Source organism: Mesorhizobium sp. B2-3-5 (assembly GCF_006442395.1).
In the GTDB taxonomy this organism is placed as follows: domain Bacteria; phylum Pseudomonadota; class Alphaproteobacteria; order Rhizobiales; family Rhizobiaceae; genus Mesorhizobium.
This window is the reverse complement of record NZ_VFVX01000020.1, coordinates 44,864-59,819: the sequence shown is the minus strand read 5'-3', so window position 1 is coordinate 59,819 and position 14,956 is coordinate 44,864. Positions and strand designations below refer to the sequence as shown.

Annotated in this window: 14 protein-coding genes; 8 read left to right on the top strand and 6 right to left on the bottom strand. The window is 62.4% G+C overall.

Annotated features, from left to right (window positions below):
• Window positions 1–200: 200 nt before the first annotated feature.
• The 5 genes from FJ958_RS21240 to FJ958_RS21220 form a co-directional block, all read right to left on the bottom strand.
• On the bottom strand, window positions 201–1,532 hold the full coding sequence (locus FJ958_RS21240) for a UDP-glucose/GDP-mannose dehydrogenase family protein (protein WP_140745189.1): 1,332 nt from the start codon (window positions 1,530–1,532) through the stop codon (window positions 201–203).
• Between the two features lie 49 nt (window positions 1,533–1,581).
• A complete protein-coding gene (locus FJ958_RS21235) occupies window positions 1,582–2,463 on the bottom strand; it encodes a glycoside hydrolase family 16 protein (RefSeq protein WP_140745187.1) in 882 nt (293 codons plus the stop codon).
• Window positions 2,464–2,616: 153 nt separating this feature from the next.
• Window positions 2,617–3,018 carry a hypothetical protein gene (locus FJ958_RS21230; RefSeq protein ID WP_140606813.1) on the bottom strand — a complete coding sequence of 134 codons (402 nt, stop codon included), beginning with the start codon at window positions 3,016–3,018 and terminating at the stop codon, window positions 2,617–2,619.
• Between the two features lie 283 nt (window positions 3,019–3,301).
• On the bottom strand, window positions 3,302–4,324 hold the full coding sequence (locus tag FJ958_RS21225) for a glycosyltransferase family 2 protein (protein ID WP_140745186.1): 1,023 nt from the start codon (window positions 4,322–4,324) through the stop codon (window positions 3,302–3,304).
• A gap of 47 nt (window positions 4,325–4,371) precedes the next feature.
• Entirely contained in the window at window positions 4,372–5,520 is a 1,149-nt protein-coding gene (locus FJ958_RS21220) for a nucleotidyltransferase family protein (RefSeq protein WP_140745184.1), read from the bottom strand.
• 516 nt (window positions 5,521–6,036) lie between these two features.
• On the opposite strand from FJ958_RS21220, the gene FJ958_RS21215 reads away from it, so the two are divergent.
• The 6 genes from FJ958_RS21215 to FJ958_RS21190 all read left to right on the top strand — a co-directional run bounded on the left by FJ958_RS21215 (window position 6,037) and on the right by FJ958_RS21190 (window position 11,902).
• Window positions 6,037–6,189, top strand: coding sequence for a lasso peptide (locus FJ958_RS21215; protein ID WP_140745183.1), 153 nt, complete (start codon window positions 6,037–6,039; stop codon window positions 6,187–6,189).
• A gap of 192 nt (window positions 6,190–6,381) precedes the next feature.
• Window positions 6,382–6,630: a PqqD family protein gene (locus tag FJ958_RS21210; RefSeq protein ID WP_246679682.1), complete on the top strand. Its 249-nt coding sequence runs from the start codon at window positions 6,382–6,384 to the stop codon at window positions 6,628–6,630.
• Window positions 6,631–6,739: 109 nt separating this feature from the next.
• A complete protein-coding gene (locus FJ958_RS21205; RefSeq protein ID WP_246676835.1) occupies window positions 6,740–7,132 on the top strand; it encodes a lasso peptide biosynthesis B2 protein in 393 nt (130 codons plus the stop codon).
• Complete coding sequence (locus tag FJ958_RS21200; RefSeq protein ID WP_140745178.1) at window positions 7,129–9,051, top strand: lasso peptide isopeptide bond-forming cyclase; 1,923 nt, start codon at window positions 7,129–7,131, stop codon at window positions 9,049–9,051. The genes FJ958_RS21205 and FJ958_RS21200 overlap by 4 nt, the downstream gene beginning before the upstream one ends.
• Window positions 9,048–10,049, top strand: a complete 1,002-nt coding sequence (locus FJ958_RS21195; protein ID WP_140745176.1) for a serine kinase — start codon at window positions 9,048–9,050, stop codon at window positions 10,047–10,049. Before FJ958_RS21200 ends, FJ958_RS21195 begins: the two co-directional genes overlap by 4 nt.
• 8 nt (window positions 10,050–10,057) lie before the next feature.
• On the top strand, window positions 10,058–11,902 hold the full coding sequence (locus tag FJ958_RS21190; RefSeq protein WP_140745174.1) for an ABC transporter ATP-binding protein: 1,845 nt from the start codon (window positions 10,058–10,060) through the stop codon (window positions 11,900–11,902).
• A 39-nt stretch (window positions 11,903–11,941) separates the two neighbouring features.
• On the opposite strand, the gene FJ958_RS21185 is transcribed toward FJ958_RS21190, so the two are convergent.
• Window positions 11,942–12,217, bottom strand: a complete 276-nt coding sequence (locus FJ958_RS21185) for an exopolysaccharide production repressor exox (RefSeq protein ID WP_140745172.1) — start codon at window positions 12,215–12,217, stop codon at window positions 11,942–11,944.
• A gap of 599 nt (window positions 12,218–12,816) precedes the next feature.
• On the opposite strand from FJ958_RS21185, the gene FJ958_RS21180 reads away from it, so the two are divergent.
• Window positions 12,817–13,494, top strand: a complete 678-nt coding sequence (locus FJ958_RS21180) for a sugar transferase (RefSeq protein ID WP_140695201.1) — start codon at window positions 12,817–12,819, stop codon at window positions 13,492–13,494.
• Window positions 13,495–13,578: 84 nt separating this feature from the next.
• Entirely contained in the window at window positions 13,579–14,835 is a 1,257-nt protein-coding gene (locus tag FJ958_RS21175) for a polysaccharide biosynthesis/export family protein (protein WP_181176460.1), read from the top strand.
• Window positions 14,836–14,956 lie beyond the last annotated feature (121 nt).

The following is a 14,956-nucleotide window of genomic DNA, read 5'->3' as shown; positions in this document are numbered from 1 at the left end:
TTGTCTTTTCGCGTTTCATGCATGCGGCCAACGAAGAGCCGCGTCGAAGCCGCCTCAGGCGTACCGTGGCGGATCAAGCATCGCGAACGGATCGGTGCATGAGTGCCATCCGGTGAACCGGATCGGATCATCGGGCGAACTGCGCCGGTCGTTGCGCGCGCTCGTCGCGGCTTCCGTTCCGGGCCTGTCCGTAACGGGCCTCACGCCGCCATTCTGCCGATCGAGTGGTATTCGATGCCGTGGCGCGCGACGACCTTGGGGTCGTAAAGGTTGCGGCCGTCGAAGATCACCGGCGTGGTCAGCGCATCCTTCAGCGCGTCGAAAGACGGCGCGCGGAAGCTTTTCCATTCGGTGGCGATGAGAAGCGCATCGGCGCCGCGCAGGGCGGCTTCCTTGGTGCCGCACAGCATCAGGTCGTCGCGCAGCCCGTAGATGGCCTGGCATTCCTGCATCGCCTCGGGATCATAGGCCTGCACGGTCGCGCCGGCGTTCCAGAGCGCTTCCATCAGGACGCGCGCCGGCGCCTCGCGCATGTCGTCGGTGTTGGGCTTGAAGGCCAGGCCCCACAGCGCAAAGGTCTTGCCCTCGAGGTTGCCCTTGAAATAGCGATTCACCTTGTCGAACAGCACGGATTTCTGGTCGTTGTTGCGCTCCTCGACGGCACGCAACAGCTTGGCGTCGAACTTGACGCCCTCGGCGGTCTTGATCAGGGCGCGCACGTCCTTGGGGAAACACGAGCCGCCATAGCCGAGCCCCGGGTAGATGAAGTGGTAGCCGATGCGCGGATCGCTGCCGATGCCCTTGCGCACCTCCTCGATATCGGCGCCCAGCTGCTCGGCCAGGTTGGCCATCTCGTTCATGAAGCTGATCTTGGTCGCCAGCATGCAATTGGCGGCGTATTTCGTGAATTCGGCGCTGCGCACATCCATCACGATCATCTTCTCGTGGTTGCGGTTGAACGGCGCGTAGAGCTCGCGCATCACCGCCTCGGTGTCCTCACTGGACGTGCCGACGATGATGCGGTCCGGCTTCATGCAGTCGGCGACGGCGGAACCTTCCTTGAGGAATTCGGGGTTGGAGGCGACGTCGAAGGTCAAATCCTCGCGCCCTCGCTTCTTCAGCGTCTCGGCGATCCTCGCCTTTACCTTTTCGCAGGTGCCGACCGGCACGGTCGACTTGCCGACGACGATCTTGGCGGTATCCATCTCGCGGCCGATGGTCTCGGCGACCGCCAGCACATATTTGAGATCGGCCGAACCATCCTCGCCGGGCGGCGTGCCGACGGCGATCATCTGGATTTCACCATGCTTGACGGCGGCGGCGGCATCGGTGGTGAATTTGATACGGCCGGCGGCGTGATTTTCCCTGACGATGCTTTCGAGGCCGGGCTCGAAGATCGGGACCAGGCCCTGGTTCAGCCGCTCGACCTTGTTCGCGTCGACATCGACGCAAACCACCTGGTGGCCGACCTCGGCAAGCACCGCCGCCTGCACGAGGCCGACATAGCCAATTCCAAACACCGTCAAGTTCATTCGGTTTCGTTCCTTCCCAAGGCCGCGAACCGTTTACGGTCCGGCCGGTTCAATTCGTCTTTCCCAATTCTTTTACGCTACATACCAGCGATTCCGGAAACTGGCATGGCTCGCCGAGCGCTGTGAAGGCAACGCGCTCGACCTGCAGCGAAACCTTGCGGCCCGGATCCGCGAACGTCCCCATCCAGCCCTTCATGGTATCGCTGCCCCAAAGGCTGAAGAAGATCTTCTGGGCGTGGGCGGGCAGCTTCGCCGGATCGGTGATGGTGTTCACCAGCTTGCCATTGAGATACCAGCGCAAACTGTCCTTCTGCCAGACGAAGGCGTAGTCGTTGAACCCGCCGTCGGTGCCGCCCGGCACGTCGACCAGCTTCTCGTTCTTGCCCTTGCCGGCGATGTAGGCGTTGACCTGCACCTTGGAGGTGTCCTTGGTCAGGATCTCGAAGTCGATCTCGTCCCAGGGCTGCTTGTCGGACGGGCCGATATAGGAAAAGAAGGCGGCGTTGAGACCGGGGCCCGTGTCGGTCTTCATCCGCGCCTCATAGGTGCCATAGCCGTAGCGCTGCTTGGTCTGGACCTCGCCGCAGACGAACTCACGATCCTTCGTCTTCTGCTTCTCGAAGCCCAGCGACAACACACCGTCCGACAGTTTGACCTGCCCTTTCGACCAGGTGCAATTCTGGTGGCTGCCATTTGTCCAGCCGTCGGAAACATACCAGCGCTCGCGGTTGAAACTGGTGAAATCGTCGACGAAGGACGGGGACGTCTCGATATTCTGCGCATGGGCAGGAACTGCCAGCGGGCTGCCCAGGACAACCAACAGCAACGCACAGAGCGAACCCAATCGACCCGGGCTGTCTTGCCTGGTCCGGCGCGCGAACGGCATTGCGTGAATTGCTGTCGTGGACGTGGTTTTCGGATCAGAATTCATACCAAACTCACCTTTGTGCTGTGCGTCCCCAACCCAAAGTCGACGTTTGAAGTGCCTCCAAACGGGCCAACCTTGACCTTCCTCGTTTGACCCTCCTTGAACTTCCTTTCCACCTCGCATCAAATTCGTCGTGGCAGTCTCGCACCTTCGCTTTCACTTTCGGCCGGCGCCCGCGGGCCTGGCAAAATCGACCTCGACGGCCGAATCGGACGCCTCATCCTTGTCGAAGACCATATCCAGCGAATGACGGAGTTCCTGCATCATGCCGTTCTGGCGCGACAGCGCCGCGATGCGGCGCTCGCAATTCAGGATAGACTTTGTCAGTGCGCTGACTTCGGACGACCGGCGATCGGAGGCGGAGCCATTTTCCATGGCTTCGACGAGGAAGGCCGCGTTGGTCGCCGTCTTGCGGTAGCGGCTCTCCAGGCCGGTTTTCTCGGCCTCGATTTCGGCGGCGATCTGCTCGAACAGCTTCGCCAGTCGGTCGAGGCGCGCGATGTCGGCCTGCCGGTCCCGGGCAGGATCCCTTGATCTGAAGCCGAATATCGAGGCCATGAGCTCAAATTCCTGTCATCGCCGGCGCGCGTGCCGGATTGCTGGCCGACCCCCCGCAACCGGGGTTCAAACGTCGCATCGTCCTCCTCCTGCGACGGGGAGAGGGAGTTCAGACCAATCCAATCGGGGGCCAGTTCGGCTGGTCGTTTTATTTGCTGCACCGCAACATAGACTGCCATCCCCGGGGCCGTGAGGCAACCACCCAATTCGTAAACTCATAAATCCGATGGAAATGCTTTGCGCGATGAGCCTGGCGGCGGGCAGAACAAACGTTCCCCGCGTCTTACCGTTCCTTGCCCGTGCTGTTTCCCGCCATCAGGAAACGCAGCGGCGGCACATGCTTATGCCTCGACATAAGGCCAACGCGACGAAACAGCGCCTCGAGCTTGTCGGACGCCACGCCCTGGACGATGGGAACGAGGTTGGATTGACTTGCGAAAGCATAGGCCGCGGCCGAAGCCAGCCCGCGCTCGGCCTTCACGTCGAGGAAATTGCGCAGCCGGTATTTGTCGCGCACGTGCCGCTCATGCCGCCGCAGCACCGCCTTGGACCCTTCCGGCAGGCTGTCGATCGCCAGCAGCGCCAGATCGGCATCGGCCAGCCGCTTCAGGTCCTGCGTCTTGTGACGGCCGCTGAGCGAATCGGCGCGCACGATGGCGCCGTAACCGCAGGAACGGATGACCTTGAACCGGGCTCCGTGGGCGACCGCGCGCGCGTAAAGCTCATAATCCTCGCCCAGGCGCAGGCTCTCGTCGTAGCGCAACCCGTGCCGGTCGAGGAAGGCGCGGCTGATCACTGGTTTCAAGAAACCAAGCTCGCCTCTTTGTGCGCGGCGCCTGGATATGTTGCCTTCGACGAAGCGCTCGAAGTCGAGGAATTCCGGATCGGCGGCAAAATCCGGGGCGACGATCTTGGTCGCGTCGCGCGTCGCGTCATCCCTGATGAGCATGATGTTGTCCGCCGCGAAATCCCAATCGGCGCCGGCAAACAGGTTGCGGAACCGTCCCTCGAGAAAGAAGTCGTCGGCGTCCAGAATGCTGATGAACGGCGCTTCGGAGCCGGCGATCGCGGCGTTGCGGGCGAAAGAAGGACCGCGATTGATGCCGAGGCGCATCACCGCAAGCCGGCCGCTTCCATCGTCGGCGGACCGGGCGACTTCAGCCGTATTGTCGGTGGAGCCGTCGTCGACGACGACGACCTCCACCACTTCCGGCTCGCGCAACGCGGATGCGATGGCGACCCCGATCGTGCGTGCCGCGTTTTTGGCCGCGATGATCACGCAAACCTGGGATTTCGTCATCGACATTGGTTCTGCCTCTTGCACAGGTTCCGATGCCCTCGCCCTGTACGTGTTCAATGTTCGACGCCACCGCCATCGCTGGTCGGCCGTTCGAAGATGCGGCGGCTTATGTCCGCCGACGCTGCCCAGCCGGCCTCGGCGAGGTAGCGGACTGGGGCCCTGCCACACAATTCCCACAACACAGTTCGCCGCTGCGGCCACCGCAGCGATGACAGCCATGGCGCGATGACCATGTTGAGCAGATCCTCATTGCCGATGCGCGACAGGATCCGCGTGGCCCGCTCCGACAAAAGCGTGCCGGCACCGCCGAGCAGCACGTCGGCGGCGCGCAGGCCAAGCAGCAGCGTATCGTCTAGCCCCTGGCTCGTCGCGGCATCGAGCACACGGCGCTGATCGGCCTCGTCGAGTCGGCTGGTGCCGCCCCTGATATCGCAAACGTGGCCGGCGCAGGGTTCGCGATTGAACAGCGCCTTGGCCACGCTGATGCAAGACAGCACCAGGGTGTCGGCGGCCGACGTGAACGGCACTTCGCTGCCGGCGATCTCGACCAATTGTTTGCGCCGCAAGAACCCGTCAGAATCACGCGGACTGGGCGAACCGGGCTGCTGGAGGCGATAGTGAAGGTCGACGGTCGACGATTTCGGCCCATTGCCGCGATTCATGTGCTGTTCGCCTAGGAAGCGTACCCACCAGACCGAGCGCGATTTGCCTGACACTTCGTAGCCGATCGAGCGCAGCGCATCGCGCGCCTTCGAGAAGCCGGCAGGGGAGACCAGGATGTCGACATCGCCCGAAGGCTTCATGAAATGGTCGCCGTAAAGCAGGTGCTGCTGGAATGGGCCCTTCAGAAAGACGAAGTCGATCTGCCTGTCCTGCAACGCCTCATGGATCGCCAGCGAATCCATCAGGCAGGCGGCATTCATCGAAACCGTCCGCCTGCGATAGGTATCGAGCCATTCGAAAAGCTCAGCCGGCCTTTCGCCCGCCGGCGCACGCGACAGGACCTTCAGGACGAAGGTCGCGACCTTGTTCAGTCTGGCAATATCGGCGAGCACGGCATCGGAAAGGCCCGGCGTCGACACCTCGCCGGTCGAGGCGGCCGGGCCCGCGAAATACAAGCGCAGGCAGGCCTGCACGTAGGCAATCTCGTCGGCGCAATCCGCGGCGCGCAGTCGTTCATAGGAACTTTCCGGCAGGGCCATTGAGCGCACAGTCTCCAAAAAAGCGATTGCGCCACGCGTATGCTGCAAGTGCGAAGCAAAGCATCCTCAAAAACCCCGGCGCCGTAAAGTCCTTCCTTTCGCAGCGCGGAATTTTGCAACCAGAGCGTTTGCCCGCTTTCCCGAACATGGCGAAGTACAGGCTGAAATTCCGATCCTATCGAAGCAACCTCAGCCCGCCATCAACCACGGATGGATTAACAAAAATCCGTCTTTTTAGTGACGTCTAAAAAGCCATCAGACGTCAAAGTTTTATGTGAGCAAAATCAGGTATTTAATGAATCGAAGGCCACAGCGCCCGCTTGCTTTCGGCTTCAGGCCAAAAGAGACCAAATTTTGAGCATCTCTCACACGCATGGTGACGCCCGCAACCCATAATTGATTAACGCCTGGTAAATCAGTCTTGACTCATGAATGTTGCTGTGCAGCAATTGCATTGCAGCATGCAAGTGCTGACGGCGTTCGACAAGCCGTTTCCAGTCCTCATTGGAGAGTAAAATGGAACAGAATGTTGAAAAGCATGAGTACGAAACGCCAAGCCTGACGGTGCATGGTTCGATCGAGACGATCACCCAGGGCGGCGGCGGCAACACGGCGACCGACGTGTCGTTTCCGGCGCACACCCCGATCGGCGACCTGACGTTCTCCTAAGATCAGCGTGACCCTGGAGGAATGACGTTGGGCCCCCAGGATCCAAGAACATAAATGGAGCCGGGGATGAAAATCCCCGACTTTCCCGCACTGAACTGCCGACGCGTATCGTAGAGCGTGTGTTTCAAACGAGGTTTTAGGATGAACTGGAACCCATCTGACCACGATTGCGTGAGGGCCACTGGGGATGCCGTGGCTTGCGAATTCGGCGATGGCCTCGCGCTGCTGAATCTGAAATCCAATATCTATTACAGTCTCAACGGCGTCGGCGCTTTCATCTGGGAGCTGATCCAGGAGCCGAAGTCGATCGCCGATATCCGCGGCGCGGTGCTGGCGCGCTACAATGTCGATGCCGAACGCTGCAACGCCGACATCGACGCATTGCTGAAGGACCTGGCCGAAAACGGCCTTGCGAGGCTGCAGGATGAGGCATTCGTCTAGGCAGGTTCCGCAAAACGCCATGGCTCCGCGGCGAAGACCTGCAACGGAAAAAAGCGCCAGGCCGGCGAACCGTCGCCCCGGCGGGCGGAGGGTGGCCAGGGTCCTCACCTTGAGCGGTTCGGAAGCGCTTTTCCTCTGCCGCTGCCTGATGGTGGTCGCGGCCGTCCGGCTGGGGCTGACGTTGTTCTCGTACAACCGTGTTCGCGGCATGGTGACCCGGCTCAACGCGCGCCAATGTGCCAGCATGGGCGAGTTGCGGCTCGTCGCCTGGGGCGTTGCGGCCGCCGCGCGGTTCGTGCCGCGCGCAACGTGTCTTACCCAGGCGCTTTCGGGCCAATACATTCTCGCGCGCCAGGGCAATGCCTCCAATATCCGCATAGGTATCGAACATGGCACGGGCGAGCAGTTGAAGGCGCATGCCTGGCTGATCAGCGACAACCATGTCGTGCTCGGCGGCTCCGTCGATGGTTTCGCCCATCTGGTCGATCACGGCAGCCGATGAGCGGCGTGGCCGGAATCCTGCTGCGACAGGAACCCGCGCCGACGGACGCGGCGACCGACATCCAGCAGATGCTGGCACGCATGCGCCATCGCGGCCCCGACGGAAATTCGTGGTGGCTGGACACCGGCATAGCGCTTGGCCACGCCTGGCTAAACACCACGGACGAATCCGGCCCAGGCCCGCTGACCCTGGCCGGCGGCAAGCTCGCCATCACCGCGGATTGCCGGCTGGACAATCGCGACGAGCTGATGGCGAGACTCGGCGTCAGGGACAGGTCGGTCGCCGACGCAGGGTTGCTGATGCAGGCCTACCTTCGCTGGGGCGATGCCTGCCCGGTGCATCTGCAAGGCGATTTCGCCTTCGCGGTCTGGGATGCCGAGCGGCAGCTGTTGTTTTGTGCGCGCGACCATTTCGGGGTCAAGCCATTCTACTATCACGCAACCGAACGCCGCTTTGCCTTCGCTTCCGAGATTGGGCCGATACTTGGCCTGGACGGTGTCGATGCGCGCATCAGCGAGCACCGGATTTCGGGCTTCCTGGCCGGGCTTCCCGATGACCCGCAATCAACGCCCTACAGCGACATCTTCAGCCTGCCGGCGCGTCATAGCCTCACCGTCACCGCGCAGCAAGTGGCGCTGCGCCGGTACTGGCAGATCGAGCCATCGCCGCGCGCGCCGCGGCCGGACGCCGCGGAGGAGTTCGCCCATCTGTTCTCGCAATCGGTGCGCAACCGCATGCGCGGAAGTCAGTCGGTCGGCGCGATGCTGAGCGGTGGCCTCGATTCCTCCTCGATCGCCTGCGTGGCAGGCCTGCAGAGCGCCGCCGAGCGGAAACCGAAGCTGCCGACCTTCTCGCTGATTTTCGAGAAGGGCTCGTCGATGGACGAGCGCCCTTTCATCGATGCCGTGCTGGACCAGCAGAAGGCCGACCCGACGCTGATCCCTGTCGGCGATTATGCACCCTTCGCTGAATTCGAACGGGTGCTGGAAGAGCAGGAAGGCCCCTTCCTGGCGCCGGGCCTGACGCTGACCCGCGGCATCTACCGGACGGCGGGCGCCAAGGGTATCAAGGTGCTGCTCGACGGGCACGGCGGCGACGAGGTGGTTTCACAGGGACATGGCCATCTGCACGAGCTTGCCAATGCCGGCCGATGGCTGGACCTTTGGCGCGAGGTCCGCAGCGCCTCGAACACCTATGGCGACAGTACGCTCGGCCTGTACTTCCAGTTCCTGACCATCTACGGGCCGGCCTGGCGCATCGCCAGGCTGAGACATCTGGCGAACCGCGCCCTGAACAGGATACGCAGACCCGCCCGGACGCCGCGCGGCCGAAGCTGGCGCGACCTGATCAACCCGGACCTGGCCAGACGAACCGAGCTTGTCGACCGGTTTCACCGGGCCGGCTACATGCCACCCGGTGTCCAGGCCAGCGACGCGCTCAGCCATCGCTGGATCCTGTTAAATGGCTATGTCCCGCATTCTTTCGAGATTCTCGACAAGGCCGCGGCCAATTTCGGCATCGAGCCGCGCTACCCGTTCTGGGACAAGCCGCTGGTCGAATTCTGCCTGGCGCTGCCGGGCGAGGAGAAGCTCAGCCACGGCTTTGGCCGCTATGTGCTGCGCCGGGCCATGGAAGGCATCCTGCCGACGGCAGTCCAGTGGCGGCGCGACAAGATCGATTTCACCGCCAATCTGGTCAACGGCATGGTGCGCAACCACCGCGACCTCCTGGAGCAGCTGCTGGTCTCGGATACCGGCCGCATCGCGCCCTATGTCAACCTGCCGCAGGTGAAGGCCGCCTGTGGGCGGCTGCTCAGTCAGCCTGATCGGGCGGCACCGCTGGACGTCCAGTATGTCTGGCGCTCTGCCTCCCTGTCGCTCTGGCTGCGGCAGGTGCAGCCCGGCGGGAGTCCCGCATGATGCCCCGTAACCAGCCGCTTGCCGCATACCCCGATCATCCGCCCGCGCATGCCGGGATGGTCAGAGAGCGGCGTTACTACCGGGCCTATGGCCTGACCGTTGCGTCCGACGTTGCTTTGCCCGAGCTGGAGCCGGCGGGGCCAGCGGTGGCGGATATCCTGATCGCCATCGGCACGATCGATATGCCGAGGCCTTCACCCGAAGCCGCGACGATCTTCCGCTTCGAGCCGGAGCGGCAATACCTGGCCTGGCATGCCGTCGGCGCCTTCCTGATCAGCGACGGCTGCCGCATTGACGTCGAGCCGGCGCCCGGTGCCGACGACGCGCTGCTCGCGTTTCCGCTGCTCGGACCGGTGATGGCGCTGTTGCTGCACCGGCGCGGACTGCTCGTGCTGCACGCCAGCGCCATTGCGGTGGCCGGCAAGGGCGCGGTCTTCATGGGCGACAAGGGCGCCGGCAAGTCGACGACGGCAAGCGCGCTGATCCGGGCTGGTCACCAACTGCTCACCGACGACGTCGTAGCGCTCGATCTCGCCAACCCGGACGCGCCGATGATCGTGCCGGGATTTCCGCAGATCAAGCTTGCCGCCGACGCCGCGGCCGCGATTTCGCTTGGGCAAGCGGAGGTGCGGCCGCAAGTGCATCCGGCAATCGACAAAGCGCAGCATCGCCTGCACGGCGCCTTTTCCGGTGACACGGTGCCGGTGGCCAGGATCTATGTTCTGGAGCGCGGCCAAACGGCCGAGATCACGCCCTTGCCCGGCGTTGCCGCCTTGCCGGCCATCATAAAATTCTCCTACGTGACGCGGTTTGGCCGAGCGGCCCTGTCCGGCGATTTGGCGGCGACGCATCTTCGCCAATGTTCAGGGATCGCTAACCATGTCGGCGTGTGGCGGCTGGAAGTTCCGGCAGGCCTCGACAGGATCGGCGAGGCTGTCGAGTTGATCGGGATCAACCTGGCGGCTGGAGATCGGGCCGCGGACGGTCGGCGGCGGTGAGCGCAAACATGTCGAAGTCGTCAATCCTTCGCCTGTCGCTGTTTCGCGATATCGCCGCGTTCGGCGCTGTTATCGCCCAGATCGGCGGCCGGCGCACCTGGATGGCGCTGCTGTTCCTGATCCTCGGCAGCCTGACGGAAGGCATCTCGATCCTGCTGCTCGTGCCGCTGCTGCATCTGGTCGGGCGCGCCGACCAGGATTTCGCGGTCCGGCTGCCGAATATCGATTTCGTGCACTGGCTGGTCCCGGACGGAACCTTGCAACTGACCACGGTGCTGTGCGCGTTGGTCGGGCTTGTCGCCGTGCAGGCAGCGTTCAATCGCTTCAAGTCGGTCTACACGGCCAGGCTTCTCTTCGATTTCATCAACCGCGTGCGCATGAATCTGTTCGAGAGCATCGGCAAGGCGCGTTGGGGCGTGTTCACCCGCATGCGCGGCTCCGACCTCGACCATGCCCTGACCGGCGACATAGATCGTGTCCAGGGGGCGGCCTTTTCCCTGCTGATGCTGGTGCAGATCGCCGTGCTGCTGGCCGGCTACCTCGTGGTTTCCGTGTTCATTTCGCCCGTAATGACGCTGTTCGCCGTGGTCATCGGCATCCTGATGTTCGTCGCGCTGCAGCCGTTCCGCTCGCGCGCTACGGCTTTCGGCAGGGTTCTGACAGCCAATCGTCAGGATCAGTACCGGACAGTTTCGGAATTCCTCGGCGGCATCAAGGTGGCCAAGAGCCTGAATGTCGAAGCGAGCTATTTCGCCCAGTTGCAGGCAACGCTCGAAAAGATGAAGGCGGACAACATCGACTATGTGCGCAACAGCTCGATCGGTACCGCCGTGTTCCAGGTGGCGAGCGTGGTGGGGTTGAGCTTGTTCATCTATGTGGCGCTGGTCCGTTTCAACCTGTCGCTGGCCGAGATTGTCGTGCTGTTGCTTGTCTTCATGCGCATCGCGCCGCGCTTCATGGACATGCAGACACAGGCCCAGCAGGTGCTGATCAACCTGCCCGCCTATACGGCGATGCGCAGCCTGCAGGCACATTTCGACGCAGAGCGTGAACCGGGCCATGTCGAGTTCGAGGAGGCAGGCAAGCTGGCGCTCGGCACCGGGCTGAACATTCGCGGTGTCTCCTTCTTCTATGACGACAGCGCCGGCAGGGAGGTGGTGAGCGACATCACGTTCGGCCTTCCCGCCGGCAAGGTCACCGCCCTGATCGGCCCGTCCGGATCCGGCAAGAGCACGATCGCCGACATGCTGCTCGGCCTGCTCGAGCCGACCGCCGGCAAGATCCTCGTCGACGGCGTCGAGATCGATGCCGCCAATCGCCGCCGCTGGCGCGATCAGGTGGCGTATGTGCCGCAGGACGTGTTCCTGCTGCACGATACGATCGCGCAGAACCTGCGTCTCGCCGCGCCGCAGGCCAGCGACGACGATTTATGGACAGCGCTGCGCGCCGCGCACGCCGGTGAATTCGTTGAACGGCTCGATCACAGGCTCGATACGGTGGTCGGCGATCGTGGCGTACGCCTCTCCGGCGGCGAGCGCCAGCGCATCGCGCTGGCGCGTGCACTGCTGCGCAAGCCGTCGCTGCTCATCCTCGACGAGGCGACCAGCGCGCTCGATTGGCAGAACCAGTCGCTGATCGCCAGGTCGATCGACGGATTGCGCGGCGCGATGACTATTCTGACCATCGCCCACCGGCCGTCGATGATCGCCTTCGCCGACTGGGTGGTGGCGATGGAGGACGGCCGTGTCGTGGAAGTCGGGCAATATCAGCGGCTGAAGGCAAAGCCGGGGAGCCGGCTGTCCAGGATGCTGTCGGGAGAACAATCGGAATCCGAACCCGCCAATGTGGCCTGAGAGCGGGTATATCCCTGCGATTTGGCGATATTACTTGGATCAGTGCAGGCTTCGCCGTGCGCTGCCCAGCTTTTCGCCTTCAGCCACGTCCGGCGCACTGAGCTTTCTTTCGGCCTCGAGCAGCCTGTCCGCCGGCGTCGGCGCGCTCCTGGCGATCATGGCATAGACAAGGACGAAGTAGCCGGCCTGGATGATCACGGCGCAGATGATGACGCGCAGCAGGGTCGTGCCCAGCGAAGCGCCATCGATCCAGGACCAGCCGACGATGATTGCCAGCGCGAAAATCATCCCAATGATGAATTTTGGAAGCGACATACCCAACAGCCCATAAACCGGCTCGGGTTATATCCAACGATTGCCCTACCCGAGCGCCGTCCCTTGTTACGCGGGCTTGTTAAGTCGCCCGCTGCTGACCGGTTGCTTCCGGCCTTTCAACCTGTCGCCACTCTGACAGGTATAATTTGCAATTCTATTAAGGCGGGCAGGAGGCGGCAAGGGCAACCACACATATTTTTGATTGAGCCGATGCGATTGACTCGCTCGTGTTGCAACGCACACACAGGCATTTCAAACGATCTAGGCTCATAGGCCTACTTCAGTACAATCTACAATATTGAGCAGTATTTTATGTTAATATTCCGAAACTTCGCACCTTTATAAAGCACTAATATGTCCCGTTGGAGGCCACCGGGAACGCCCTGCCTCAAAATCGCCCCAGAAAGGTCAGCATTTTTTCTAGTTGCCATTTTATTGTCACAAATTTGCTCAACATCCTGAAAAGTTTGCTGCACAAGCTTATTATTTAGTCAATTCATGACGAGACTATTTCAACGGGCTGGGAAATTGTGTGTTGCGCTGCAGCATTTTTTTGATATCGTGCGGTAAACCATTCGTTCAACGCATGGAGTATCGGCATGAGGGACATTGCCAAGTCGGCCACGGCGGACTTTTCGCAGGCTGGCACCGATTTTCCGCCGCCGATCGGCGGCCTTATCAAACGCAGTTTCGATATTGTGGGTTCGCTGGCTGGCCTGATCGCGCTCAGCCCGCTGTTCATCATGATAGCGTTGCTGGTCAAGTTTTCCGACGGTGGATCGATTTTCTATGGCCACAGGCGAATCGGGCGCGGCGGCCGGATCTTTCCGTGCCTGAAATTCCGCACCATGGTTCCGGACGGCGACAAGGTGCTGGCCGCCTATCTCGCCACCAATCCGGAAGCCAACGCGGAGTGGATGGCCACCCGCAAGTTGAAGAACGATCCGCGCGTCACCCGTGTCGGAGCGGTGTTGAGGAAGCTCAGCCTCGATGAACTGCCCCAGATCATCAACATCCTTCAGGGCGACATGAGCCTTGTCGGGCCTCGTCCGGTGGTGCGCGACGAGCTGGAGATCTACGGCAGCGCCGCTGTGTACTATCTGAAGTCCCGGCCTGGCCTGACAGGCCTGTGGCAGGTCAGCGGCCGCAACGACGTCTCCTATGACAGCCGCGTCGCGTTCGACCGCCACTATGTCGAGAACTGGTCGCTGTTCGGGGACGTGCGCATCATCATCAAGACCGTGCCGGCCGTCTGGATGTCGCGCGGCTCTTACTGACCGGCAACCGGTGCCAGGCATCCGGCGGCAAGCTCATCGGGCGATGGGGCTAAAACGGATCGGAACGCACAGTTGAAAAAAGACATGTTGGAAGCCTTTGGCAGCGGCCCGTTTTGCGGCCGCTCGCTGCTTATGGCCACCTGCCTTGCGGCATCGCTCGCTTTTCCGCCGATGGCCGCCGCCGACGAATACCACCTCGGCTCGCAGGACAAGCTCACCATCCGCATCGCCGAATGGCAGACCGTCGAAAGTGCGTTCCGCGACTGGTCGTCGGTGAACGGCCAATACACGGTCGGCCCGGCCGGTACGCTGTCCGTGCCTTTCGTCGGCGAATTGCCGGCGGCCGGCAAGACCACGGCACAAGTCGCGGCAGCGATCGGCGAGGCGCTGCAGCACAAGCTCGCTTTGTCGGACAGGCCCGAAGCCTCGGTCGAAATGGCGCAGTTCCGGCCATTCTACATTTCGGGCGAGGTGCAGAACCCCGGCCAGTTTCCCTATGTGCCCGACCTTACGGTGCTGAAGGCGATCAGCGTCGCCGGCGGCATCAGGCGCAACACAGACTACGGGCCTCAACTCGGCAAGGACCTGGTCACCGCCAAGGGCGGCTTCGATATCTCTGACGACCAGCGCATCAGGCTGATCGTCAAGCGCGCCCGCATCGACGCCGATATGGCCGGCAAGACGAGTTTCGACGTGCCAAAAGAGGTCGAGGGCGACCCGCGGCTGCCGGCCATCGTCGCCGACGAGATGACGATCCTGACCTCGGACCAGAAAGCGCTTAAGCTGAAGCTCGAGGCGCTCGACGATCTCAAAGGGGTTCTGCAGGCCGAGATCGAATCCCTGCAGAAGAAGATCGTCAACCAGCAGAAGCAGGTCGACCTGGCGCAGCAGCAACTCGCCAGCATCGGTCCGCTGGCGCAGAAGGGTCTGGTCGCCAATGCGCGACTTCTGGATTCGCAGCAGTCCGTCACCGACCTGCAGGGCAAGATCCTGGACTACGAAACGGCCATCCTTACCGCCAAGCAGGCGATCAGCAAGGCGACGCAGGACGCCATCGATGCCCAGAACACCTTGAGTTCGAGTCTCGCCGCCAACCGGCAGCAGACCGAAGCCGACCTCAATGAGGCCGCGCTGAAGGTGAACATGCAGAAGGGGCTGATCGCCCAGGCAACCGATCCAGCCACCAGGGCGGCCACCGATACCAGCGAAGAGCCCAGCCTGCTCTACGCGCTGGTGCGGGTCGTCGACGGCAAGACCAGCGAGATCGCGGCGAAGGAAGACACGCCCGTGCTGCCTGGCGACGTCATCAAGGTCAAGCTGGCGCCTCTGGCCAGCCAGTAGGCGTTAGTCGCACCAAGCAATTCCAGGAAAAGTGCGTAACGGTTTTCCGTCTCGATTTGCGTAATAACAAAGACTTAGGGCGGGTCAACGATTCCATAAAACGCTGGGCCGCTCTAGCGGG